Origin of the sequence: Kitasatospora sp. NPDC057940 (assembly GCF_042887425.1) — a bacterium.
In the GTDB taxonomy this organism is placed as follows: domain Bacteria; phylum Actinomycetota; class Actinomycetes; order Streptomycetales; family Streptomycetaceae; genus Kitasatospora.
Window position 1 is genome coordinate 52,496 of the sequence record NZ_JBHVPH010000022.1, and the last position, 21,511, is coordinate 74,006.

General features: G+C 68.8%; 15 protein-coding genes. 13 read left to right on the plus strand and 2 right to left on the minus strand.

All coding sequences use genetic code 11. From position 1 onward, the window contains the following. Positions 1-246: 246 nt before the first annotated feature. From ACFVTF_RS27845 to ACFVTF_RS27865, 5 genes are read left to right on the plus strand one after another with little or no spacing between them, the layout of a single operon-like run. A complete protein-coding gene (locus ACFVTF_RS27845) occupies positions 247-2,043 on the plus strand; it encodes an IucA/IucC family protein (protein WP_387817170.1) in 1,797 nt (598 codons plus the stop codon). Next, positions 1,935-2,609, plus strand: a complete 675-nt coding sequence (locus tag ACFVTF_RS27850; protein WP_387817171.1) for a GNAT family N-acetyltransferase — start codon at positions 1,935-1,937, stop codon at positions 2,607-2,609. Before ACFVTF_RS27845 ends, ACFVTF_RS27850 begins: the two co-directional genes overlap by 109 nt. A 9-nt stretch (positions 2,610-2,618) precedes the next feature. Then, positions 2,619-4,055 carry a lysine N(6)-hydroxylase/L-ornithine N(5)-oxygenase family protein gene (locus tag ACFVTF_RS27855; RefSeq protein ID WP_387817172.1) on the plus strand — a complete coding sequence of 479 codons (1,437 nt, stop codon included), beginning with the start codon at positions 2,619-2,621 and terminating at the stop codon, positions 4,053-4,055. Further along, positions 4,033-5,856, plus strand: a complete 1,824-nt coding sequence (locus tag ACFVTF_RS27860) for an IucA/IucC family siderophore biosynthesis protein (RefSeq protein WP_371518994.1) — start codon at positions 4,033-4,035, stop codon at positions 5,854-5,856. The genes ACFVTF_RS27855 and ACFVTF_RS27860 overlap by 23 nt, the downstream gene beginning before the upstream one ends. 12 nt (positions 5,857-5,868) lie before the next feature. Then, a complete protein-coding gene (locus ACFVTF_RS27865) occupies positions 5,869-8,034 on the plus strand; it encodes an ATP-dependent DNA helicase (RefSeq protein WP_387817173.1) in 2,166 nt (721 codons plus the stop codon). Positions 8,035-8,220: 186 nt separating this feature from the next. Here the strand turns inward: ACFVTF_RS27865 and lexA are convergent, their stop codons facing one another. Next, positions 8,221-9,006 (minus strand): transcriptional repressor LexA, encoded by a 786-nt coding sequence (gene lexA / locus ACFVTF_RS27870; protein ID WP_371522837.1) that lies wholly within the window; start codon positions 9,004-9,006, stop codon positions 8,221-8,223. A gap of 452 nt (positions 9,007-9,458) precedes the next feature. On the opposite strand from lexA, the gene nrdR reads away from it, so the two are divergent. The 6 genes from nrdR to ACFVTF_RS27900 all read left to right on the plus strand — a co-directional run bounded on the left by nrdR (position 9,459) and on the right by ACFVTF_RS27900 (position 17,323). Beyond that, entirely contained in the window at positions 9,459-9,956 is a 498-nt protein-coding gene (gene nrdR / locus ACFVTF_RS27875) for a transcriptional regulator NrdR (protein ID WP_371519000.1), read from the plus strand. Between the two features lie 203 nt (positions 9,957-10,159). Further along, positions 10,160-13,045, plus strand: a complete 2,886-nt coding sequence (locus tag ACFVTF_RS27880; protein WP_387817174.1) for a vitamin B12-dependent ribonucleotide reductase — start codon at positions 10,160-10,162, stop codon at positions 13,043-13,045. A gap of 323 nt (positions 13,046-13,368) precedes the next feature. After that, on the plus strand, positions 13,369-13,515 hold the full coding sequence (locus ACFVTF_RS27885; protein WP_387817175.1) for a hypothetical protein: 147 nt from the start codon (positions 13,369-13,371) through the stop codon (positions 13,513-13,515). A gap of 147 nt (positions 13,516-13,662) precedes the next feature. After that, positions 13,663-14,745 (plus strand): tyrosine-type recombinase/integrase, encoded by a 1,083-nt coding sequence (locus ACFVTF_RS27890; protein WP_387817206.1) that lies wholly within the window; start codon positions 13,663-13,665, stop codon positions 14,743-14,745. After that, on the plus strand, positions 14,742-15,074 hold the full coding sequence (locus ACFVTF_RS27895; RefSeq protein ID WP_387817176.1) for a helix-turn-helix domain-containing protein: 333 nt from the start codon (positions 14,742-14,744) through the stop codon (positions 15,072-15,074). Before ACFVTF_RS27890 ends, ACFVTF_RS27895 begins: the two co-directional genes overlap by 4 nt. A gap of 1,175 nt (positions 15,075-16,249) precedes the next feature. After that, positions 16,250-17,323, plus strand: coding sequence for a hypothetical protein (locus ACFVTF_RS27900; protein ID WP_387817177.1), 1,074 nt, complete (start codon positions 16,250-16,252; stop codon positions 17,321-17,323). A gap of 276 nt (positions 17,324-17,599) precedes the next feature. On the opposite strand, the gene ACFVTF_RS27905 is transcribed toward ACFVTF_RS27900, so the two are convergent. Further along, a complete protein-coding gene (locus tag ACFVTF_RS27905; RefSeq protein WP_387736132.1) occupies positions 17,600-17,788 on the minus strand; it encodes a hypothetical protein in 189 nt (62 codons plus the stop codon). 1,377 nt (positions 17,789-19,165) lie between these two features. On the opposite strand from ACFVTF_RS27905, the gene ACFVTF_RS27910 reads away from it, so the two are divergent. Together ACFVTF_RS27910 and ACFVTF_RS27915 are read left to right on the plus strand one after the other, a co-directional pair. Further along, positions 19,166-20,665, plus strand: coding sequence for an RNA-directed DNA polymerase (locus ACFVTF_RS27910; protein ID WP_387817178.1), 1,500 nt, complete (start codon positions 19,166-19,168; stop codon positions 20,663-20,665). Beyond that, positions 20,652-21,143 (plus strand): SLATT domain-containing protein, encoded by a 492-nt coding sequence (locus tag ACFVTF_RS27915; protein WP_387817179.1) that lies wholly within the window; start codon positions 20,652-20,654, stop codon positions 21,141-21,143. The genes ACFVTF_RS27910 and ACFVTF_RS27915 overlap by 14 nt, the downstream gene beginning before the upstream one ends. The last annotated feature ends 368 nt before the right edge of the window (positions 21,144-21,511 follow it).

Genomic DNA, 21,511 nt, shown 5'->3' on the forward strand with positions numbered 1-21,511 from the left:
CCCCCCGGGTTGCGTCCCTGACCGGAGGTCACCGATCCGTGACGTGGCCGCGGCCGGTCCGTCGGCCCAGCAGGGCCCCGCGCGCCGGATGCGGACAATCCCCGATCTTCACCCGGACGAGTGAGCAGACCTTGTGATCACCCGTCAGGGATAGGTAACCCTTACCTGACGCGACGGTGCGAGCGCCCGCCGATCCTCTCCACCACCCGCGCGCGTCCGCACCCCCACGCGCCCCAAGGAGCAGCCTTGAGCACCGCCCTCACCGGAGCCCCGCCCGCCCCGCTGCTGCACGCGGACCGGCCGGCCGAGCCCGATCCGCTGCTGCACCCGGACCCCGCCGTCGCCGCCGAACAGGCCGCACTGGAAGCCCTGCTGCGCTGCTGGACGCGCGAGACCGGCGCCCGCCCCGGCCCCGACGGCCGGCTGCGGATCGCCGTCCTCGGCGGCGCCGCCCGGCTCTCCGCCCCCGTCCGCTACTGGTCGCCCGGCGGTTGGCACCGGTTCGGCCCCGCCGTCCTCTCCGCCGGGGAGGGCACCGCCGACGCCCCCGTGGACGCCGTCACCACCGCCGCGCTGCTCGCCGCCGCGGCCGCCGACCGCCCCGACCCCGGGCAGGTCGCCGACCTCGCCGCCCGGGTCGCCGACTCGGTCGTCCGCACCGCCGACATCCTCGCCCACCGTCGCACCGCTGCCCCCGTCGGCGGCCCGGAACGCTCGCACTTCCTCGCCGCCGAACAGTCCCTGCTGCTCGGCCACCCGCTGCACCCCACCCCGAAGAGCCGCGACGGCCTCGGCCCGGCCCAGAGCGTCGCCTACTCGCCCGAACTGCACGGCTCCTTCCAACTCCACTGGTACGCGGTCCACCGCGACCTGCTCGCCGCCGGCTCCGCCCTCACCGAGAGCGCCGACCGGATCACCGCGGACCTGCTCGCCGGCCACGCCACCCTGCCGCCCGGCACCGCCGCCCTGCCGCTGCACCCCTGGCAGGCCCGCGAACTCGCCCACCGCCCGGCCGTCGCCGCCCTGCTCGCCGACGGGCTGCTGCACGACCTCGGCCCGGCCGGCGAACCCTGGTACCCCACCTCCTCGGTGCGCACCGTCTACCGCCCCGGCACCCCCTGGATGCTCAAGCTCTCGCTCGGCCTGCGGATCACCAACTCCCGCCGGGAGAACCTGCGCAAGGAACTCCACCGCGGCCTGGAGGTGCACCGGCTGCTGGAGAGCGGCCTGGCCGCCGAATGGCACCGCGCCCACCCCGACTTCGACATCGTCCGCGACCCGGCCTGGATCGGCGTCGACCACCCCGCCCTCGGCGACCCGGGCGGCCTGGACACCGTGCTGCGCGCCCAGCCCTTCGCCCCCGCCGATCGCGCGCTGTGCGTCGCCGGGCTGGTCGCCGAACAGCCGCTCGGCACCGGCGACACCGTGCCGTCCCGGCTCGGCGACACCCTGCGGGCGCTCGCCGTCCGCTGCGGCCGCCCGCTGCGGACCGTCGCCGCCGAATGGTTCCTGCGCTACCTGGACGCCGTCGTGCTGCCCGTCCTCTGGCTGGACGGCACGGCCGGCATCGCCCTGGAGGCGCACCAGCAGAACAGCCTCGTCCTGCTCGACGCCGACGGCTGGCCCAGCGGCGGCCGCTACCGCGACAACCAGGGCTACTACTACCGGGAGAGCGCCGCCGACCGGCTCACCGCGCGGCTGCCCGGGCTCGGCGAGCACAGCGACACCTTCCTGCCCGACGAGGTGATCGACCACCACTTCGCCTACTACCTCGGCATCAACCACGTCCTCGGCCTGGTCGGCGCCTTCGGCAGCCAGGGGCTCGCCGACGAGACCGTGCTGCTGGCCGGGCTGCGCCGCTTCCTGGCCGGCCCGCGGGCCGCCGCCACCGGCTCGGCGCTGCCCGGGATGCTGCTCGACGCGCCCACCCTGCCGTGCAAGGCCAACCTGCTCACCCGGATCAACGGCCTGGACGAACTCGTCGGCCCGGTCGCCACCCAGTCCGTCTACGTGGACGTCCCCAACCCGCTGGCGGGCGCATGAGCCTGCTCGACGACCCGCCGGGATGGGGCGCGATCCCCACCCCGGCCGGCGAGTTCCGGCTCAGCCCGGTCCGGCTCCCCGCCGACCTGGACCTGCTCGCCGGGTGGATGAACGACCCCGAGATCGCCGCGTTCTGGCAGCTCGCCGGGCCGCCCGACGCCACCGAACGGCACCTCCGGGCCCAACTCGACGGCGACGGCCGCAGCGTGCCCTGCCTCGGCCTGCTCGACGGCGCCCCGACGAGCTACTGGGAGGTCTACCGCGCCGACCTCGACCCGCTCGCCCGGCACTACCCGGCCCGGCCGCACGACACCGGCGTGCACCTCCTGCTCGGCCCCGCCGAGAGCCGCGGCCGGGGCCTCGGCGCCGTCCTGCTGGCCGCCCTCGCCGAGCGGATCCTGCGGCGACGGCCCCGCTGCGAACGGGTCGTCGCCGAACCGGACGTCCGCAACCGGCGCTCCGTCCGGGCCTTCGAACGGGCCGGATTCCGGCTGCAAACCGAACTCGACCTGCCCGACAAGCGCGCCGCCCTGATGGTCCGCGCCCGCGTCCCCTTCGTCGTCTAGGACACCCCCGTGGACACCCCAGCACTACAGCCGCCGTACGACCTGCTCGGCGTCGGCATCGGCCCCTTCAACCTCTCGCTCGCCGCGCTCGCCGCGCCCGTCCCCGGCCTGCGCACGCTCTTCTGCGACCAGCGCCCGGAGTTCCGCTGGCACCCCGGCATGCTGGTGGACGGGGCCCGGATGCAGGTGCCGTTCCTCGCCGACCTGGTCTCCCTCGTCGACCCGACCAACCCGTGGTCCTTCCTCAACTACCTGCGCGACCAGGACCGGCTGTTCCCGTTCTACTTCGCCGAGCGCTTCCAACTGCCCCGCCGCGAGTACGACCACTACTGCCGCTGGGCCGCCGAACGCCTCGCCAACTGCCGCTTCGGCACCGAGGTCACCGCCCTGCACTGGGAAGCCCCGCACTTCCGGGCCGAGCTGACCGACACCGCGACCGGGCGGCGGACCGAGGTGCACGCCCGCAACCTCGCCCTCGGCGTCGGCACCCGACCCGTCCTGCCCGAGGCCTTCACCGCCCTCGACGGCCACCCGCGCGCCTTCCACTCCGCCGACTACCTGGACCGCCGCGACGACCTCGCCGCCGCCCGGGACATCACCGTGGTCGGCAGCGGGCAGTCCGGCGCCGAGGTCTTCCTCGACCTGCTCCGCCGCCACGACGGCGACGGCGTCCGGCTGCGCTGGCTCACCCGGACCAGGGCGCTCGCACCGATGGAGTACTCCAAACTCGGCCTGGAGCACTTCACCCCCGACTACACCCGCTACTTCCACAGCCTGCCCGAACCCGTCCGGGACGCGCTGGTCGCCGCCCAGTGGCAACTCCACAAGGCCGCCAGCGCCGAAACCCTCGCCGAGATCCACGACCACCTCTACGAACGCACCATCGGCCGCCCGATCGACGCCGCCCCGGTCGACATCACCCCCGGCACCGCCGTCACCGAAGCCCGCCCCGGCCCCTGCGGCGGCCTCGAACTGCACTGCCGGCACGGCGACTCCGGTGCCGAACACGTCCTGCGCACCGACGCCGTGGTGCTCGCCACCGGCTACCGGGCCGCCCGGCCGGCCGCGCTCGAACCACTCGCCCGGCTGATCGACTGGGACCGGGACGGGCGCTACCGGGTCGACCTCGACCACCGGGTCGCCACCCGGCCCGAACTCACCGGCGGCCTCTACGTCCAGAATGCCGAACTGCATACCCACGGCGTAGGTGTGCCCGACCTGGGGCTCGGCGCCCACCGGGCCGCCGTGATCCTCAACGCCGTCACCGGCCGGACCGTCCACCGGCTGCCCGCCCGCACCGCCTGGACCGGCTTCGCGCCGCCCGGGGCCGCCCCCGCCGCGGGCGCCGCCGCTGTCGCCGCTGCCGCCGAGGGCACCCCCACCGAGAGCACCCCCACCGTCCCCCGTCCCCAGGAGCTGACCCGTGCCGCAACCGTCGGCCGCTGAACCGCCGTTGTACCTGCCCCCGCACCTGACCGCCGGGCACTGGCGGCGGGCCGGGCGCGCCCTGCTGGCCAAGATGCTCGGCGAGTTCGCCTACGAGGAACTGCTCACGCCCGTCCGCGCCGCCACCGACGGCGAGTACCTGCTCTGGCTGCCCGAGGCTGAGTACCGCTTCACCGCCAGCCGCGGCGCGTACGGGAGCTGGCGGGTCGACCCGGAGTCGGTCCACTGCTCCGACCCGGACGGCCTCGACCCGCTGCGCTTCCTCCCGCACGCCCGGCACGCCCTCGGCCTGCGCGGCGAGACCACCGGCCACCTGATCCGCGAACTCACCGCCACCCTGACCGCCGACGCGCACCAGCTCGCCACCGCGCTCACCGCCGCCGAACTCGCCGACCTCGACCACCCCGCCCTGGAGGGCCGCCAGGACGGCCACCCCTGGATCGTCCCCAACAAGGGCCGGATCGGCTTCTCCGCCACCGACGCCGCCCGCTGGGCCCCGGAGGCCCGCACCCCGCGCCCGCTGCCCTGGATCGCCGTCCACCGCCGGCTCGCCGAGTACCGCGGCGTGCCCGGCCTGGAGCGGCCCGAGCAGCTGTACGCCCGCGAACTCGACGACCCGGACGCGCTGCGCGCCGCCCTCGGCCCGGCCGCCGACGACTACCTGCTGCTGCCCGTCCACCCCTGGCAGTGGGACGAGACGATCGTCCCGCTGTTCGCACCCTGGATCGCCTCCGGCGAGATCGTCCCGCTGCCCTCCGACGGCGACCCACGGCTGCCCCAGCAGTCCATCCGCTCCTTCTTCAACACCGCCCACCCCGAGCGCTGCACCGTCAAACTGCCGCTGTCCGTCCTCAACACCCTGGTCTGGCGCGGCCTGCCCACCGAACGCACCCTCGCCGCGCCCGCCGTCACCGCCTGGATCCACGGCCTGCGCGACGCCGACCCGTACCTGCGCGACGAGTGCCGGGTGATCCTGCTCGGCGAGATCGCCTCCGTCACCGTCGACCACCCGCTCTACCGCGAGCTGCCCGAGGCGCCCTACCAGTACAAGGAACTCCTCGGCGCGATCTGGCGCGAACCCCTCGGCCCCTTCCTGGCCGGCGGCGAACGCGCCCGCACCCTGGCCGCCCTGCTGCAGACCGGCTCCGACGGCCGGGCGCTCGCCGCCGAACTGATCGCCCGCTCCGGGCTCACCCCCGCCGCCTGGACCGGCCGGCTGTTCGGCGCGGTGCTGCCGCCGCTGCTGCACTTCCTCTACCGGTACGGGCTGGTCTTCTCCCCGCACGGCGAGAACGCCATCGTCGTCTTCGACGAGCACGACGCGCCGACCAGGCTCGCGGTCAAGGACTTCGTCGACGACGTCAACCTCAGCGACCAGGACCTGCCCGAACTGCGCGACCTGCCCGCCGAGGTCGACGACGTCCTGCTGCGGGACGGCCCGCAGGGGCTCTGCCAGTTCCTCCACTCCGGGCTGTTCATCGGCGTCCTGCGCTACCTCGCCCCGCTGCTGGAGGCGCAGACCGGGCTGCCCGAGGCCGAGTTCTGGGCCCTGCTGCGGGCCGAGATCCGCCGCTACCAGGACCGCTTCCCCGGCCTGGGCGAGCGCTTCGAGCTGTTCGACCTGTTCCGGCCGCGGATCGACCGGCTCTGCCTCAACCGCAACCGGCTGCTGCTCGACGGCTACCAGGACCGCCCGCACCGCCCGCACGCCGCCCGGTACGGGACCGTCCCCAACGCCCTGGTGACCCTGGAGGCGGATCTTCCCGGGCGACGGAGCCGGATTGTCACCCCCGCCCCGTAGGCTGGGAGGGTCATGACGAACGACTCCGAAACCCAGCTCCCCGGCGAGACCGAGCTCCCTGGCGAGGACGGCGGCGCCGCCGCCGACGTCGAGGAAGCCGTCGCCGTTCCGCGCTCCCGCATCCCCGACCTGCTGCACGCCGCGGTGGCGGCCGTCGGCGGCGTCGAGCGCCCCGGTCAGGTCCGGATGGCCGAGGCCGTCGCCGACGCCGTCGACAACGCCGAGCACCTGCTCGTCCAGGCCGGCACCGGCACCGGGAAGTCCCTCGCCTACCTGGTGCCCGCGCTCGCCCACGGGGACCGCGTGGTGGTCGCCACCGCCACCCTGGCGCTGCAACGCCAGCTCGTCGAACGGGACTTGCCGCGCACGGTCGAGGCGCTGCACCCGGTGCTGCGCCGCCGCCCGCTGTTCGCGATGCTCAAGGGCCGCTCCAACTACCTGTGCCTGCACCGGGCCAACGAGGGCACCCCGAGCGACGAGGGCGAGGGCCTGTTCGACGCGGCCGAGGCGCTCGGCGGGCCCGCCAGCAAGCTCGGGCAGGACGTGCTGCGGCTGCGCGAGTGGGCCGACGAGACCGACACCGGGGACCGGGACGACCTCAGCCCCGGCGTCTCCGACAAGGCCTGGGCCCAGCTGGCGGTCACCTCCAAGGAGTGCCTGGGCGCCACCCGCTGCGCGTACGGGCAGGAGTGCTTCGCCGAGAAGGCCCGGGAGCGGGCCAAGCTCGCCGACGTCGTGGTCACCAACCACGCGATGCTCGCGATCGACGCGATCGAGGGCGCGCCGGTGCTGCCCGAGCACGGGCTGCTGATCGTCGACGAGGCGCACGAGCTGGTCAACCGGGTCACCGGCGCGGCCACCGCCGAGCTGACCGTCGGCGCGGTCAACCGGGCGGTCAAGCGCGCCGCCCGGCTCGCCAACGAGAAGGCCGTGGACGCCTTGCAGGCCGCCGCCGAGAACTACCACGGCCTGATGGAGACCGCCCAGCCCGGCCGGGTCGAGGAACTGCCCGAGTACCTGGCGTACGCGGTCACCTCGATCCGGGACGCGGCCCGCCAGGTGATCAGCTCGCTCGGCGAGACCCGTGACAAGGGGCTCAGCGACGAGGACGCCGTCCGCAAGCAGGCGATGGCCTCCGCCGAGTCGCTGCACGAGACCGCCGAGCGGCTGCTGGAGGACTCCGAGTACGACGTGGTCTGGATCGAGCGCAGCGACCGCTTCGGCATGGGCACCGGCTCGCTGCGGGTCGCGCCGCTCAGCGTCTCCGGGCTGCTGCGCGAGGGCCTCTACAAGGAGCGCTCGGTGGTGCTCACCTCGGCCACCCTCAAGCTCGGCGGGGACTTCAACGGCGTCGCCGCCTCCGTCGGCCTGCCCTCGGACTCCCGGCTGCCGGACCAGCGCACCCCCGGGGACAATCCTTCGGCCGGTTCCGGTTCCGGTTCCGGTTCCGGTTCCGGGCTCGGCGAGGACGCGGTGCCGCACTGGCGCGGCATCGACGTCGGCTCGCCGTTCAAGTACCCCAAGCAGGGCATCCTGTACGTCGCCCGGCACCTCGCAGACCCCGGCCGCGATCCCGAACGGCCGGACATGCTGGACGAGTTGGCCGAGCTGATCGGCGCGGCCGGCGGGCGCACGCTGGGCCTGTTCTCCTCGATGCGCGGCGCCCAGACGGCCGCCGAGGCGCTGCGGGAGCGGCTGGACAACCGGATCCTGCTCCAGGGGGAGGACACCCTGGGCGAGTTGATCCGGGAGTTCGCCTCGGACGCGTCCACCTGTCTGTTCGGCACGCTCTCGCTCTGGCAGGGCGTGGACGTGCCCGGCTCGGCCTGCCAGCTGGTCGTGATGGACCGCATCCCGTTCCCCCGGCCGGACGACCCGCTGATGAGCGCCCGCCAGAAGGACGTCGAACAGCGCGGCGGGAACGGCTTCATGGCCGTCGCGGCGACGCACGCGGCGCTGCTGATGGCGCAGGGCGCCGGCCGGCTGGTGCGCGCGGCCGACGACCGGGGCGTGGTCGCGGTGCTCGACCCGCGGGTGGAGACCAAGCGGTACGGGAGCTTCTTCCGCTCCTCGATGCCGGAGTTCTGGTACACCACGGACCGCAACCAGGTGCGCCGCTCGCTGGCGGCGATCGACGCCTCGGCGCCGCCGGTCAAGCCGGTGGTGAAGCGGGGCTGAGCGGTGCGGTGATCCGGGGCTGGGTGGTGCCCCGGGGATCCGGGCTGAGCGGCGCCCCGGGGTTCCGTCCGGCCCGCCCCGCCCCGCCCCCGGGGCCGAGGCGGGGCCCGGAAGCCCCCGGAGACGCCGGAGGGGCTCCCCGCGACCGCGCGGTGGAGCCCCTTCCCGCCGGGTGCGCGCGAGGCGTCAGAGGCGGCGCAGGACCGCGACGACCTTGCCCAGGATGGTGGCGTTGTCGCCGTTGATCGGCTCGTACGCCGGGTTGTGCGGCATCAGCCAGATCCGGCCGTCCTCGCGCTTGAGCCGCTTGACCGTGGCCTCGCCGTCGATCATCGCGGCCACGATGTCGCCGTTCTCGGCGACCGGCTGCCGGCGCACGGTGACCCAGTCGCCGTCGCAGATGGCCGCCTCGATCATCGAGTCGCCGCGCACGGTGAGCGCGAACAGCTCGCCCTCGCCGACCAGCTGGCGGGGCAGCGGGAAGACGTCCTCGACCGTCTGCTCGGCCAGGATCGGGCCGCCGGCGGCGATCCGGCCGACCAGCGGCACGTACGAGGTGGACGGCCGGCCGGCCGTCTCGGCGGTGTTCGGGCGGGCCACCTCGACGCCGCGGACCTCGTAGGCGCGCGGGCGGTGCGGGTCGCGGCGCAGGAAGCCCTTGCGCTCCAGGGCCATCAGCTGGTGGGCGACCGAGGAGGTGCTGGACAGGCCGACGGCCTGGCCGATCTCGCGCATGGACGGCGGGTAGCCGCGGCGCTGGACGGAATCCCGGATGACCTCGATCACGCGGCGCTGGCGCTCGGTGAGACCGGCCTCGTCGGTGCGGATGCCGGGGGGGCGGCCGGGCAGCGCGCGGGTGGGCGCCTGGTGGGCGTCGTCGAGCGCGGGGGAGTGTTCGATCGGCTGGTCGGGAACGCGGCCCGTACTGGAAAGGGCCGGGCCGGAGAGGCGCTGGTCTTCGCTACGGTCCATGCTGATGTCCACGCTCTGCTGATTCGTGGTGCGCTGCCCCACCTTGAACTGGGAGTGTTCCTGCACCGGGATGGTGTTGCTTTCGATGGTGTTCACGGCGGCCCCTCTCGACGGCTGTCCTCTCCCCTTTTCCAGCCCAACGCCCCTCCTATCGAAAGGTTGCGCCAAACACACGTTCGAGTGAATTATTCGAGAGTTGGCTGACTCGATCAAGGCTTTGCTGTACATCGAGCTTGTGCATCGAGTAAATGTTCGAGCGGATCTCGACCTCGGCAGTCTAATCGGTGCCGACACGCCAGGGGTGTCGCTTCCCCCGGAGACCTACATCTAGTGGCTACAGTCCTCTCCGTGCCCAGTACTAGTGGTTACGGCGCATGATCAGCTTGCCGAGGCCGGGGTCGCATCGCATAGACTCAACAGGTCCGCACGTCCTGCCAGGGAGGGATCCTCAGGTGCACTGCCCCTTCTGCCGGCACTCCGACAGCCGTGTTGTCGACAGCCGGACCAATGAGGACGGCAGCTCGATCCGCCGTCGTCGGCAGTGCCCGGACTGCGGCCGCCGCTTCACCACCGTGGAGACGGCCGCACTGATGGTCATCAAGCGCAGCGGGGTCACCGAGCCCTTCTCCCGGGAGAAGGTCATCACCGGCGTCCGCAAGGCCTGTCAGGGCCGCCCGGTCACCGAGGACGCCCTCGCCCAGCTCGGCCAGCGGGTCGAGGAGTGCGTGCGCGCCACCGGCAACGCCGAGCTGACCACCCACGACGTCGGGCTGGCCATACTCGGCCCGCTCAAGGAACTCGACGTGGTCGCCTTCCTACGCTTCGCCAGCGTGTACCAGGCCTACGACGGACTGGAAGACTTCGAGGCCGCCATCGCGGAACTCCGCGCGGAACGGCCCGTCCCCGAGGCGGACGGCGCCTGCGTGCCCGTCGCCGCCGCCGCGCCCTAGGAGGCGCCGGCACCCGGCCCCCTGGCGGGCCTTGCTGCACCACGGGTCCCACGGGGCCCACGCCTGCCCGAAAAAAGGGCACAGAACACAACAAACCGTGCGCAAGCAGGCGAGGTCTCAGCCTGCCCGCACACCGGAAGAACGAACCAGCGGTGCCCGGACTTTTCAGGGCACTTCGGGCGTTTGCCCAGGAGGAGGAAGAAGTGACAGACACCACGAGCGGTTCCGCACGCGGGTCGAAGTCCGACAAGACCACGGCCAAGGGCGGCGGCAAGGCCCCCAAGGGCGGTCTGCCGATCGGGCGCATCTACACCACTCCTGGCGTGCACCCGTACGACGAGGTCCGCTGGGAGCGCCGCGACGTCGTCATGACCAACTGGCGCGACGGGTCCATCAACTTCGAGCAGCGCGGCGTCGAGTTCCCCGACTTCTGGTCGGTCAACGCCGTCAACATCGTCACGTCCAAGTACTTCCGCGGCGCCGTCGGCACTCCCCAGCGCGAGTGGAGCCTCAAGCAGATCATCGACCGCGTGGTGCTCACCTACCGCGCCGCCGGCGAGAAACACGGCTACTTCGCCACCAAGGACGACGCCGAGATCTTCGAGCACGAGCTGACGCACGCCCTCCTCCACCAGGTGTTCAGCTTCAACTCGCCGGTCTGGTTCAACGTCGGCACCAAGCAGCCCCAGCAGGTCAGCGCCTGCTTCATCCTGTCCGTCGACGACTCCATGGAGTCGATCCTCGACTGGTACAAGGAAGAGGGCATGATCTTCAAGGGCGGCTCCGGCGCCGGCCTCAACCTCTCCCGCATCCGCTCCTCGAAGGAACTGCTGTCCTCCGGCGGCAACGCCTCCGGCCCGGTCTCCTTCATGCGCGGCGCCGACGCCTCCGCCGGCACCATCAAGTCCGGTGGCGCCACCCGCCGCGCGGCGAAGATGGTCGTGCTCGACGTCGACCACCCCGACGTCGAGGCCTTCATCGAGACCAAGGTGAAGGAGGAGGAGAAGATCCGCGCCCTGCGCGACGCCGGCTTCGACATGGACCTCGGCGGCGACGACATCACCTCCGTCCAGTACCAGAACGCCAACAACTCCGTCCGCGTCTCCGACGAATTCATGACCGCCGTCGAGAACGGCACCGAATTCGGCCTGCGCGCCCGGATGACCGGCGAGGTCATCGAGACCGTCGACGCCAAGAAGCTGTTCCGCAAGATGGCCGAGGCCGCCTGGGCCTGCGCCGACCCCGGGATCCAGTACGACTCCACCATCAACCACTGGCACACCTGCCCGGAGTCCGGCCGCATCAACGCGTCCAACCCCTGCTCCGAGTACATGCACCTGGACAACTCCAGCTGCAACCTCGCCTCGCTGAACCTGATGAAGTTCCTGCGCGACGACGACTCCTTCGACGCGGAGACCTTCGCCAAGGTCGTCGAGCTGGTCATCACCGCGATGGACATCTCCATCTGCTTCGCCGACTTCCCCACCGAGAAGATCGGCGAGACCACCCGCGCCTACCGCCAGCTCGGCATCGGCTACGCCAACCTCGGCGCCCTGCTGATGGCCACCGGCCACGCCTACGACAGCGAGGGCGGCCGCGCCCTGGCCGGCGCCATCACCTCGCTGATGACCGGCACCGCCTACCGCCGCGGCGCCGAACTCGCCGGCGTCGTCGGCCCGTACGACGGCTACGCCCGCAACGCCGCCCCGCACCAGCTGGTCATGAAGCAGCACGCGGACGCCTCGCTCGCCGCCGTCTCGCGCGACGACCTGGACGCCCCGGTCTGGGCCGTGGCCAACGACACCTGGCAGGACGTCCTGCGGATCGGCGCGCAGAACGGTTTCCGCAACGCCCAGGCCTCGGTGCTCGCCCCCACCGGCACCATCGGCCTGATGATGGACTGCGACACCACCGGCGTCGAGCCGGACCTGGCGCTCGTCAAGTTCAAGAAGCTCGTCGGCGGCGGCTCGATGCAGATCGTCAACGGCACCGTCCCGCGCGCCCTCAAGCGCCTCGGCTACCAGGACGAGCAGATCGAGGCGGTCGTCGCCCACATCGCCGAGCACGGCAACGTGGTGGACGCCCCGGGCCTCAAGGCCGAGCACTACGAGGTCTTCGACTGCGCGATGGGCGAGCGGGTCATCTCGGCCATGGGCCACGTCCGGATGATGGCCGCGATCCAGCCCTGGATCTCCGGCGCGATCTCCAAGACCGTGAACATGCCCGAGTCCGCCACCGTCGAGGAGATCGAGGAGATCTACTTCGAGGCGTGGAAGATGGGCGTCAAGGCGCTCGCCATCTACCGCGACAACTGCAAGGTCGGCCAGCCGCTTTCGGCGAAGAAGAAGGACTCCGAGCCCAAGCTTGAGGTGGCCGCCCCGGCCGCCGCGGTCGAGAAGGTCGTCGAGTACCGCCCGGTCCGCAAGCGCCTGCCCAAGGGCCGTCCGGGCATCACCACCTCCTTCACGGTCGGTGGCGCCGAGGGCTACATGACCGCCAACTCCTACCCGGACGACGGCCTCGGCGAGGTCTTCCTCAAGATGTCCAAGCAGGGCTCGACCCTCGCGGGCATGATGGACGCCTTCTCCATCGCCGTCTCGGTCGGCCTGCAGTACGGCGTGCCGCTGGAGACCTACGTCTCGAAGTTCACCAACATGCGCTTCGAGCCGGCCGGTCTGACCGACGACCCGGACGTGCGGATGGCGCAGTCGATCGTCGACTACATCTTCCGCCGCCTGGCGCTCGACTTCCTGCCGTTCGAGACCCGCTCGGCGCTCGGAATCCACTCCGTCGAGGAGCGCCAGCGCCACCTGGACACGGGCTCCTACGAGCCGCTGGAGGCCGAGGAGCTCGACACCGAGTCGCTCGCCCAGTCCGCCCCGGTGGTCGCCACCCCGGCCCCCGCCGTCGAGGCGCCCAAGGCCCCCAAGGCCTCCCCGGCGCAGGCCCACAACTCCACGGAGCTGATCGAGATCCAGCTCGGCCTCAACGCCGACGCCCCGCTCTGCTTCTCCTGCGGCACCAAGATGCGCCGCGCCGGCAGCTGCTACCTCTGCGAGGGCTGCGGCTCCACCAGCGGCTGCAGCTGAAACTGGGCGGAATTGCATCGAGTGCAACACTCGGCAGTTCTGACCTGATAAACGAGTACTGAGGGAGGGGCGCAGGCTCCTGACCTGCGCCCCTCCCTCAGGGCGTCCTCGGAGGTCGTCCGTTCTCGCCAGCAACCTGGCGCCGTACAGCACAGTTCCGAAGATCTTCCGGTGGTGAGAGCTACTGGAAAGACGAACGCCCGGCCCACGTGTAGGGCCGGGCGCTCGGTGCAGTCAGGACGTGGTGTCCTGCTCGCGTCAGAACCTGCATCACACCACGTTCCGAGCTGCAGCGCAAAACAGCTCGGAGGGAGGTGAATCGTATGGCAACGAACCCGAAGCAGACCGGGAAGAAGGCGGCCTCGGCCGCTGGCAGGGTCCTGTCGGACCCCAAGGCGACGAAGGCCGAGAAGGCCGCTGCGGGCAGCGCCCTCTCGCAGGCGCCGTCCGGTAAGGGCAAGAAGAAGTAGCACCTCGCCGCCCTGGGCTTCGGCCCAGGGCGGCTTGCCCATGCTTGGCGACGCACGCAGTGCGTCGTGGTTCCGTAACCGATTCAACGATGTTGCGTTGGATACAACGTGACCAAAGCGGCTGAACTCGCCGGATCGGCGCGATTGATGCTCGTGGACGGCGTCAGGTTCCTTGACCCCGCTCCCGCAGTCTTCGAAGCGATGCTTGAGGGATGGACCACGCAGCAGCGGGCGCGGTTTCTCAAGGCGGACACGATCAGGGCGAGGATCGATCTGGTGCGCCGGTTCGCCGACTTCACCAACCAGTACCCCTGGCAGTGGCAGGCTGCAGAGGCCGAGGAGTTCATTACACACCTTCGATCGGGGCGTCGTCCGGTGATGGTCTCGACGGCGCGGGGTTACCAGAACGCACTGCGGCTGTTCATGGACTACGTGACGGATGCGCGCTATTCGTGGCCAGCGGTCTGCCACGAACGGTTCGGAGAGGCGCCGGCCCAGATCCTGCACGAGTGGAACACCGTGGCCCACACATCGGAGTACGAAGGGCGACCAGGCCGCAGGCCGCTGACGTATGACGAGGTGCAGTCGCTGCTCGACGCGGCTGACGGAATGGTCGAGGAGATCAGAGCGCGTCGCCGGAAGGGCGCTTCAGCTGCCTTCCGTGACGCAGTTCTGCTGAAGACGGTCTATGCATTCGGGCTCCGACGCAGGGAGGCGTGGGGGCTGGATGTCGTGGATCTGCGGAGGAACCCGCGGGCTGCCGACTACGGGAACTGCGGGGCCCTGTTCGTTCGATTCGGCAAGTCATCACGTGGCGGGCAGCCCAAGCGCAGAACGGTGCTGACCGTGCCAGAGATGGACTGGATCGTTCCGGTGATTCAGCAGTGGGTATCGGAGGTCCGACCGCTCTTTGGGGCTGGGAGCCATCCTGCGCTGTGGGTGACCGAACGCCTCGGCCGCCTGTCCTGGCGTGCTATCAACGAAGCCTTCGAGGAAGCTCGTAACGCTGCCGGACTGCCGGAAGAGCTGGATCTGCACTGTCTTCGGCACTCCTACGTGACGCACCTGGTCGAGTTCGGCTACCCAGAGAAGTTCGTCCAGGACCAGGTGGGTCACTCCTATGCCTCGACGACTGCCCTCTACACAGGAGTGTCGGACGAGTACCGCAATCGGCTGGTGCAACAGTCACTGCGTCAGCGACACGCAGATCTATGGGAGCCGCAGCAGTGATCAAGAAAATGGGGTATCACTGGCACCTGCGCCAAGTGATGGCTACGCGTGGGATGTTCCAGACCAGTGAGTTGGTGCCGCTGCTTGCCGACCGCGGGGTTCACCTGTCCCGAGAGCAGGTCTATCGCCTGGTCACGCAACCCCCGCAGCGAATGTCGATGGACACCCTTGCCGCGTTGTGCGACATCCTGGACTGTGGGGTCCAGGAGTTGATCGAAGTGTCCGTAGTTGAGCAGGCTGTTCGCAAGACCGCCACTGGATCAGCAGTCAATGCGGGAACGCCCCCACAGATCCGACGAGCCACGATCCGCTGGCCGGACCTCACGTGAAGCGTCCCCAGCGGCTCGCAGGGATCGTTGATCTTCTAGCGCCGCAGTTGCCTTCGATGCCTAGGGCAGACCTTCAGGACATCGTCGACCGAGCCGCGCCACAGAAGGCGCTCTATTGGTTGTGTGAGCACATGGAGAGCCATCCGGATGCCTTGACGAGTGGTAGTCCAGCTCTGCCCGCAGCCATGTTCCGGCTCCTCGAAGGGTTGGAGGCTGCTGGATGTACGCAGGTGACGGTGCCATCCTGTGGAGGCTGCGGGAAGCGTCGCTCCCTGCCACGCACCGATTCACGCGGTGCCCGCATCTGCCAGACGTGTGCAGCTTGGAGATCAGCTCGCCCCTGCTGTAGATGTCGTAAGACAGCACCAGTTGCTACTCAAGAAGCCGAGGGTGCGGTCTGCCGGGACTGCTATCGCGCTGACCCCGTTCGACACGAAGTCTGTGTTGTATGCGGCCAGCTCCGCCTTATTGCAACACGCGGACCGAACGGGGAGCCACAGTGCTCCAATTGCTACATCCGTCCGGCGAGGCGTTGTATCCGTTGCGGTGAGGTACGGCCGACCAAAGCAATGGCTGACGCTGGCCCTGTATGTGCGAGCTGTTACACGCACCCTAGGCGGGAGTGTGGTGCCTGCGGTCAAGTTCGCCGTATCAAGAGCCGTGCCCGAGATTCACAGCCGGATCTGTGCGCCAACTGCGACCCAGGGCCAGTGGCGACCTGCCGGCGCTGTGGACGCGAGCGGCCCTGCCTCCACGTCAAAGCGGGCGAACCAGTCTGCCGCACGTGTCGTGATCGCCCGGGTGTCATCTGTGTGCGATGTGAACGCTCGCGGAGAGTTACGGCGCGCTGGCCCATGGGACCGGTATGCGGGAGTTGCTACAAGTACGTCTGCGCTAACCCCGCCGAATGTGCGGCGTGTCAGAAGTGCCGCCCGCTGATTGGGAACGATGAGCGAGGACGGCGAATCTGCGGACCATGTGCCGGGGTTGACTTGATCTACGCTTGCTCCAGCTGTGGTGAAGCAGGTGACATCTACAGGTACGGTGAATGCTCTCGGTGTGTCCTGCAAGTCACGCTGAACGACCAGTTCGGTTCGTCGGAGGAGGGTTCGCCCCTGGCGCCTCTGATCGTCGCGCTGACTGCGGCCGCAACGCCCCGATCTGTGCTGCTGTGGATGCGCAAGGAGACCAGCGGGGCGGCGCTACTTCGAGATCTGATCGCGGCGGGCTACCCCATCACCCACGAACTTCTCGACACGTTCCCAGGCCGACAAGCAGCAGTCCATCTTCGACACTTGTTGGTTCACGTCGGAGTCCTGCCGAAGCGGGACGAGTACGTGGCAGGTTTGGAAGTCTGGCTGAGGCACTTTCTAATGAAGGTTCCAGCCCGGCATCGAACCGTCCTGCAACCGTATGCTCAGTGGGTAGTCCTCCGACGGGTGCGGTACCAAGCCCGTACGCGAGGGAATAGCAGATCTAGCATCAACTATGCCCGTGCGCAGGTATCGGTAACGCTCGACTTCCTGGAGTGGATCGCGGCCGAGCAACTCACGCTGGTGAGTGCTGCTCAGGCCGATGTGGACCGCTGGCTGGCTTCAGGGGCCACCACACGGCGGCGGCTGCGTGATTTCCTTCGGTGGGCTCGTCGTTGCCACCTCGTCGGGGACCTGCAGGTGCCTTGGCAGCCAGACGGCGAACCCGCCAACTTCCTTGATGAGGACGAGCACCTGTCCCTGCTGCACCGATGCATCAACGATCCCGCCCTACCACTGGATGTACGGGTGGCTGGTGCGCTGATCCTGCTCTACGGGATGCCTGCTACCAGGGTCGTGCGGCTTACCCACGAGGACATTTTGCCGCGCAAGGATTCGGTCTACATCCGGCTGGGTGATGACCCTGTTGTGATGCCTCCCGCCCTTGCCCAACTGTTGGAGCAGCAAACGCGGGTCGCCGTACCGTCTGTTGTCGAACGCGGGATGGGATGCCGAGAAAGTTGGCTGTTCCCGGGAAAACTGATGGGTCAGCCTCTGAGTGGGGCCAAGCTCTCCCAAAAACTGCTGAGGCACGGCGTCGATGTCCGCTCTGCCCGCAACTCTGCACTGATGGCGCTGGCCGCAGACCTACCTGCGTCGATCCTGAGCAAGGTTCTCGGAATCCACATCAACACCGCTGTGGACTGGGTCTCCTACGTCAAACGGGATTGGTCCTCCTACCTCGAAGCTCGGAGGGCTCCTGAGCTGAACCCGTGACAGTGAACTGAGTCCTCGCTGCCTATCGAGCTCCTTGACCGAGAGGACTGGCGTGAGACAGCCTGCCTTGGTCTCGCTGCGAAGGACGGCCGATTGCAATGGCTCGTTGGCTCAGGAACGCCCCTAACTGGGCCTGCAGGTGTTCGCAGGAAGCGTGGGGGTTGCCCCTGACCTTGTGGTGATCAATGAGATTCGGCCGACGGCCCCTCCTGAGGCTGCCGGCCGAGTGACAGGAGGTGGGTCGCTGCCGGCGACCCACCTCGCGACGGGATGGCGCTACCTGCTACTGGGCACGAGCGCCCGGACCAGAGCCAGCAGTTGCTTGCTGCTGTCTAGCGCAAACGTCCTGGTGGAGGTCGAGGGGATCAGCATCGCGAGGAAAAGCATGACGCCGACCACCAGCACCGCAATGGTCACCGGAATCGCGAGTGCGAGCCGCGCCCACACGCTGATGGGGACTGTCACCGGCGCCTCCTGGTGGGGGAGGCGCTTACGGATTGCTCTTTACCAGCAACCCAGTTGTGAGTTATCGTCAGGGCCAAGCGTACCTTCCCTAGTCATCGCGGGCGAAGGGCGAGACGGCTCCCGCTGGCACGGGGGCCGTCGGCATATTGGTCGACGGCCGGTCTGCCTCGGTGAGAACGAGGCTAGAGCACCCATGGTTGCCGTTCGCGCAAGGGGCCTTACGTGCAGCAGCCCGAATTTGACAACCCAATCACGAAGTTGGCGTGGTCTCGGTTTGGACGGCAGGGCATCGTCTGGCGTCAGAACGTCGCCTTGAGCTGCGGTGTCATACCCGGTGAGGGCGGCCCTGAGGCCCCGCGCGGCCAGTCTCCGCAGAGGGTCGGATGACTGGAACACCTCTGTCCGGCCACCAGAGTTGTCAGTTAGCGTTGACGGTTATGGGGGATCGAGACCGCTGGAGTGGCCCGTCGTACTTCGACGGCTGTACCGAGTCCTACGGTGACGGACTGGAGTTGGGGCCAGCTACTCGGGTGCTGCGCGAGGCGGTTCAGCGGCTGCGGGAGCTTGTCCCCCGGGATCGGGGGCGTCCGGTCGATGAAGTCTTGGACGCACTGGCGCGGCTGTCTGCGATTGAGCAGGCATTGACCGCGGAACGCACTCTCCTTCTGGCGGAGGCCAGCTACCTAGGTGCGACCTGGCAGCAGATGGCGAAGATCTGCGGGGTTACCAAGCAGTCTCTGCACAAGCGTTATGCGGACGCCGCGCGACGCGTCATGACGATCTGCTCCGATCCGCACCCGGAGAAGCCCCTTCGGTTGATCATGGAGCTTCATCAAGGCACGTTCCATCGTCTGCTGAGACTTGGCGTGCTGATCACTGAGCCAGCCCGTCACGGCGAACACTGGCGGCCTGGCTTCCGGCGCCATGTTCATGCTACTGCCCTCGCAGGTCAGCAGGCGGCCCGAGAAGCTGAGGTGGCACATTCATTGCCCGCCACCATCCCTGCTCAGAGGGCCCTGATGCCGGCTAAGCACTCCTCCGGACGTCCGCGCGCTGACTCCGGTGGCTAAGGAACGGCGGGATCTGGGAATCCGCGCTGACTCGGCGGTGCATGCTGCCTGTTCCTTAGATGGCACTGCCGACCTGCCGGTCGTCTCTGTGGCCCCTGCCTGAGAAATGCTTGGCTGGCCGGCTGGTCTTTGGTTTGTGTGTTGGTGACCGCTGTGACTGGGACTGCTGTCGGTGCGGTTGTATTGGCGCGCCCTGTTGTCGCGGGCTGGAGGGAGACTGGTCGCAAGTGAAGCAGACCGTCGCCCAGTTCACGCCTCGCCCGGATAGCATCTCGTGCCTGGGACCTTCATCTGACAAAGGGGAACGGTGGACCTTCGCGACAGGCTCACCAAAGCTAAAGACCTGCTGATAGCGGGAGAAGACGAATCAGAGGTGCCCGACGTCATCGGGTACCAGGACGTTCAGCACCAGTGGGAACGGGGCTATCGCGAGACGCTGGAACGGGCCGTCGAGAGCGGCGCCTGCGGCCCGGACAGCACCAGCATCATCGACTTCCCTAAGACCGATCTGACCGTTCGCCCGCTAGCCCGATTCTCCACCCGAGACCGACTTATCTACGATGCTCTTGTCTTCACCATCGCCGATCAGATCGACCGTCAGCTTCACCCTAGCGTCTCCAGCTATCGATGGAACCACTTCAAGGGCGAGCCCATCCGATGGTGGTCCAGCTGGACGTCCTATCGGCAAAAGTCTCTGAGGGCGATCCGGTCTGACGCTTCACTCAGAGTCGCCTACCTAGACATCGCGGCCTTCTACGAGCACATCGATGTGGCCATCCTCGGAGACGATTTGGAGGCCCTCGGTGGCGATCGCAGGCCTGCCGGCCACATCATCGATTTCCTCACCCGATTTCAGACCATCAACCACGCTTGGGGCCTGCCCCAAGGACCGGATGCTTCCGGCATACTTGCCAATCTCTACCTTGCCCCCGTCGATTCCTATCTGAACCAGAACGGCGCCCGCTTCCTGCGCTACTCCGATGACATCAAGGTCTTCCACCCCGACTGGAGCGAGCTGCGTGATCTCTTTCTTGGCGTGAACAGTCAACTGCGCTCTAGGAGGCTCGCTGTCTCCTCCAGTAAGACCGTCATCCTCGACCCTCAGGACGCCCGGGAGCGTGAAACCGACATCCGGCATGACTCGCTGGCTCGTGCCATCAGGTATGGGCGCCCACGGGCCCGGGAAGATCTCGTGGCCTACTTCGAGAAGATTGCCAAGGAGGGAGATTTCAACGGCAACCAGGTTCGCTTCGTCCTAGGCCAGCTCCGCAATATCAAAGATGATCGCGCCGTGGGCTGGTGCCTGGAGAATCTCACCCGTCTCCCGCACGCCATCACGAACGTGTTCAAGTATCTTGACGGGGCCAAGAGCAGAACCCCCGAGGTTGAAAGCTCCCTGATCCGGTTCCTGCAGTCCAGCCACAGCGCTTCTCACCCCCTGATAGAACAGCGTGTCCTGCGTTACTTCATTGCCATGGGCAGCAAGGATGAACGAGTTAAAGAAGCCGCATGGACCGTTCTCGGGGACCGCAACCGGGTCGACTACGCCCGCGAGTTCGCCGCTCGCTACATCGGACAGCACGCATCCGTTGCCGAGGCCCAGATGCTCCGCCACCGTTTCGAGGGAGAGACCAGCGCTGCCGCCCGGCGTGCCGTACTTGTCGCACTGTATGAGGCCGGCTACCTCACTACCCGCTACCGCAACGAAATCAAAGCCTCCGTCCCCGGCATGGAATGGATCTGCAACTTCCTTGCCGTTGAGCCTCGCATACGCCCACCCCGGATTGGACCCTATGTCTACTTCTGACACACAGTTCGAAAGTATCAAGTCGAAGCTAGAGCGCATCCAGAGCAACTGCCTCTATACCGCCCAGGGCTACTTTGAAGCGGCCAAGAGCGCCGAGAAGTGGGGGCGGCTGATGGTGTTCATCCCCGCCTGCGTGACCGCGATATCCGGCTTCCTGGTCGCGGTCAAGGTTGGTCCTGAAGCGTTCTTCAGTGGGCTCGGTGCCGTCGCCGGAGCCGTCGCGGCCACCGCGGCCTTCCTTGGCTCGCCGAAGGCGGCCGCTGACCATCTCGCGTCTGCTCGCGCCTACACCGCGCTCAAGCATCGGGCGGACGCTGAGATCAGCCTCATGACCGAAGCCTCCAACTTGGCGGCTCTCGAAGCGAGAACCCGGGAACTGAGCACCGACTACATACGCATCACGTCCACTGACACCCCAATGGCCAACAAGTTCTACGAGAAGGCCCGCCAGCGGATACAGCAGGGCTCGGTCGGGTAGCAGTGGTCGGGTCCGACCAAGCGGCAGGTAGTGGCGAGATTGATCTCGCCCGTGGAACCCGGCGCGGATTCGGCGCTGTGTCTTGGAGATCGGGTGCACCGTAGAACAGCAGGAGGTCCTTCGGGCGGCCTACCTCTCTGCGCTCGACCGCGAAGGTAGACCCGGGCTGGAGTCACCGGCCTTGCTACGGAGGACCACCGATGCGGTGACTCGCGGACTGCTGGGTGCTGAGCTGAGGCTGCATGCCTTCCCCGATCGAGCCCTTGATGCTGGGGAATAGCGCACGCCGAGAATAGGTACTCTCCGCCAGTACCGCCGGTACTGACCCCGCGCGGGTGAGCCACCGCTGAGGCGGGGCGAGGACTTCA

Excerpts from the sequence above, each read along its gene's own strand:
- ACFVTF_RS27865 (WP_387817173.1), top strand. The coding sequence starts at position 5,869 with ATGACGAACGACTCCGAAACCCAGCTCCCCGGCGAGACCGAGCTCCCT.
- ACFVTF_RS27915 (WP_387817179.1), top strand. The coding sequence starts at position 20,652 with ATGTCTACTTCTGACACACAGTTCGAAAGTATCAAGTCGAAGCTAGAG.
- ACFVTF_RS27885 (WP_387817175.1), top strand. The coding sequence starts at position 13,369 with ATGGCAACGAACCCGAAGCAGACCGGGAAGAAGGCGGCCTCGGCCGCT.
- ACFVTF_RS27890 (WP_387817206.1), top strand. The coding sequence starts at position 13,663 with ATGCTCGTGGACGGCGTCAGGTTCCTTGACCCCGCTCCCGCAGTCTTC.
- lexA (WP_371522837.1), bottom strand. The coding sequence starts at position 9,006 with ATGGACCGTAGCGAAGACCAGCGCCTCTCCGGCCCGGCCCTTTCCAGT.
- ACFVTF_RS27900 (WP_387817177.1), top strand. The coding sequence starts at position 16,250 with ATGCGCAAGGAGACCAGCGGGGCGGCGCTACTTCGAGATCTGATCGCG.